This is a genomic window from Pseudonocardia sp. KRD291 (genome assembly GCF_019263595.1).
Taxonomy (GTDB): Bacteria; Actinomycetota; Actinomycetes; order Mycobacteriales; family Pseudonocardiaceae; genus Pseudonocardia.
Window position 1 is genome coordinate 1 of the sequence record NZ_JADQDD010000436.1, and the last position, 3,394, is coordinate 3,394.

The 3,394-nt window shown below is 74.8% G+C and carries 3 protein-coding genes; 2 read left to right on the forward strand and 1 reads right to left on the reverse strand.

Annotation, left to right across the window (positions count from 1 at the left end; all coding sequences use genetic code 11):
- The coding region (locus tag I4I78_RS31330; protein WP_218615125.1) for an SURF1 family protein at positions 1-746 on the reverse strand (746 nt) is incomplete at its 3' end.
- 49 nt (positions 747-795) lie between these two features.
- Between I4I78_RS31330 and I4I78_RS31335 the strand changes: the two genes are divergently transcribed.
- Together I4I78_RS31335 and I4I78_RS31340 are read left to right on the forward strand one after the other, a co-directional pair.
- Positions 796-2,328: a cobyric acid synthase gene (locus I4I78_RS31335; RefSeq protein WP_218615127.1), complete on the forward strand. Its 1,533-nt coding sequence runs from the start codon at positions 796-798 to the stop codon at positions 2,326-2,328.
- Positions 2,325-3,394 (forward strand): ATP-binding protein (locus I4I78_RS31340; RefSeq protein ID WP_218615126.1); only part of this gene is annotated, 1,070 nt, incomplete at its 3' end. The genes I4I78_RS31335 and I4I78_RS31340, both read left to right, overlap by 4 nt.

Genomic DNA, 3,394 nt, shown 5'->3' on the forward strand with positions numbered 1-3,394 from the left:
TTCGTGTCCCGTCTGCCGCGGCGTTGCAGGAGCTCGAGGCGGATGAAGATGCCGAGCGCGACCAGGGCGACCGCGCCGAAAGTGATCCACTGCAGGCCGTAGGAGAAGTTCGTGAACGGCGCGCCGCCCGACGGCACGGCGATCGGGATCGCCCGCAGCACGCCGGGGGTGTTCTCGGCGAGGGTCACCACTCCCGTCACCGGGGTCGTGCCGGTGACCTCGGCGAACGAGCGCGAGTCGACCGCGTAGACCTGCCGGACGCCGTTCTCGACGAGCGGGGGACGGGCGTTCGGGTCGGTCTCGTTCGCGCGCAGCCGCCCCTCGACGGTCACGGTGCCGGTCGGGGCCGGGGGATAGGTCGGCAGCGTCAGGTTCGGACCGGCCGGGACCGAGCCGCGGTCGACGGTGACGACCCGGCCGTCGGTCAGGCGCATCGCGGTCAGGACGTCGAACGCCGGCGCGGCGTCGAGGGTCCGCAGCCGGACGAGGGTGTCGCTGCCGGGCACGAACTCACCGGTCAGCGACACCTGCCGCCACACGCTCGCGGGGTCGATCTCCCCGCCCGGGACGAGCGAGGCGAACGGCACCGGGGGCGTCTCGTTCGCGGTGTCGATCGCGCGCTGCGTGGCGTCGCGCTCGGACTCGCGGCCGAACTGCCACGGCGCGAGCAGGGTGTAGCAGGCCACGACGAAGGCGAGGACCGCAACGATGAACGCGATCCACCCCGGTCGCAGCAGGAAACGCATGCCGCCAGCCTAGGCGCCCCCGTCCGCGGCGATACTCACGGCCGTGGAGCTGAGCGGCGCGGTACTGGTGGCGGGGACGACCTCGGACGCGGGCAAGAGCGCCGTCGTCGCCGGGATCTGCCGGTGGCTGGTGCGCCGCGGGGTGTCGGTGGCGCCGTTCAAGGCGCAGAACATGAGCAACAACTCGGTCGTCACGCCGGACGGCGGCGAGATCGGGCGTGCCCAGGCCATGCAGGCGCACGCCTGCGGGATCGCGCCGAGCGTCGACCTCAACCCGGTGCTGCTCAAGCCGGGCAGCGACCGGACCTCGCAGGTGGTGGTGCGCGGCCGGGCCGACGGGCAGGTCAGCGCGCTGTCCTACCGCACCCGCACCGCCGCGCTGGCCGACGTCGTCGCCGACACCCTGACCGACCTGCGTTCCCGCTACGACGTGGTCGTCTGCGAGGGCGCGGGCTCCCCGGCCGAGATCAACCTGCGGGCCACCGACCTGGCCAACATGGGGCTGGCTCAGCGCGCGGACCTGCCGGTGCTCGTCGTGGGCGACATCGACCGCGGCGGTGTGCTCGCCCACCTCTACGGCACCGTCGCCGTCCTCGACCCGGCCGACCAGGCCCGGATCGCCGGATTCGTGATCAACAAGTTCCGCGGCGACCCGCGGCTGCTCGACCCCGGCCTGGACCAGCTGCGCGCGCTCACCGGGCGTCCGACCTACGGCGTGCTGCCCTGGGCCGACGGGCTGTGGCTCGACGCCGAGGACTCGCTCTCGGCCGTCGCCGACGGGATCCTGGGCCGCCCGGGCGCACCGCGCGGTGACCAGTGGCTCCGGGTCGCGGTGGTGCGCTTCCCGCGGATCTCCAACGCCACCGACGCCGAGGCGCTGGCCTGCGAGCCGGGCGTCGCCGTCCGGTACGTGACCGAGCCGTCCCGGATCCCGGACGCCGACGTCGTCGTCCTGCCGGGGTCGAAGTCGACCGTGTCCGACCTGGCCTGGCTGCGCTCGCACGGCCTGGCCGACGCCATCGACGCCCACGTCGCCGCCGGGCGCCCGGTGCTCGGGATCTGCGGCGGCTACCAGATGCTCGGACGCCGGATCGCCGACCCGTACGGCGTCGAGGCCGCGCCCGGCACCGAGGTCGACGGGCTCGGGCTGCTGGACCTGGAGGTCTCCTTCGACGTCGACAAGCACCTGGGGACACCCACCGGCACCGCGTGGGGCGTGCCGGTGACCGGCTACGAGATCCACCACGGGCGGGTCGTGCGGGCACCGTCGACCCCGCTGCTGGGCGACCCGGGCGAGGGCGCCGACGCCGGACCGGTCCTGGGCTCGCACTGGCACGGGCTGGCCGAGAACGACGCGTTCCGGCGGCTGCTGCTGGCCCGCCTCGCGGCCCTGGCCGGCCGGGAGGGCTTCGCGGTGGCCGACGACACGTCGTTCGCCGCCGAGCGCGCCCGGCAGCTCGACCTGCTCGGTGACCTGGTCGAACACCACCTGGACACCTCATCACTTGAACAGGTGATCCGACACGGGGCGCCGCGCGATCTCCCGGTGCTGGCCTCCGGCATGGCAGTGTCGCGGCCGTGAGTGCCCCTACCCCCACCGCGACCGCTACAGCCGCAGCCACCGCCGTTCCCCGGTTCCCGTTCTCGGCCGTCGTCGGACACGACGACCTGCGGCTGGCGCTGCTGCTCAACGCCGTGCACCCGGGCGTCGGCGGCGTCCTGGTCCGGGGCGAGAAGGGCACCGCGAAGTCGACGGCCGTGCGCGCGCTGGCGGCGCTGCTGCCGGACCTGCACGTGGTCACCGGGTGCCGGTTCGGCTGCGACCCGGACGATCCCGACCCCCGCTGCCCGGACGGCCCGCACGGCCCCGGCGACGTCCCGGCCACCCGGGCCGCGCGCCTGGTCGAGCTGCCCGTCGGCGCCACCGAGGACAGGTTGATCGGCTCGCTGGACCTGGAGAAGGCGCTGTCCGAGGGGACCCGCGCCTACCAGCCCGGCCTGCTCGCCGACGCCCACCGCGGCGTGCTCTACGTCGACGAGGTCAACCTGCTGCACGACCACCTCGTCGACCTGCTGCTCGACGCCGCCGCGATGGGCCGCGCGCACGTGGAGCGCGACGGGGTCTCGATCTCGCACGCGGCGAGGTTCCTGCTGGTCGGGACCATGAACCCGGAGGAGGGCGAGCTGCGTCCGCAGCTGCTCGACCGGTTCGGGCTGACCGTCGAGGTCCGCGCGTCGCGGGAGGTCGGCACCCGGGTCGAGGTGATGCGCCGCCGGATCGCGTTCGAGGACGACCCGGCCGGGTTCGCCGCCCGCTGGGCCGAGGCCGAGACCGAGACCGCGCGCCGGCTCGTCGAGGCGCGGGCGAAGGTCTCCGAGGTGGTCGTCGACGACCGGGAGCTGCGCCGGATCGCCTCGGTCTGCGCCTCGTTCGACGTCGACGGGATGCGCGCCGACCTGGTGATCACCCGCGCCGCCGCGGCGCACGCGGCCTGGCGCGGCGCCGGCGCGGTCACCGAGGACGACGTGCGGGTCGCGGCCCGCCTCGCGCTGCCGCACCGCCGTCGCCGGGACCCGTTCGACGAGCCCGGCATCGACGAGTCCGACCTCGACGACGCCCTGCGCGACGCCGCCGAGCACCTCGACGA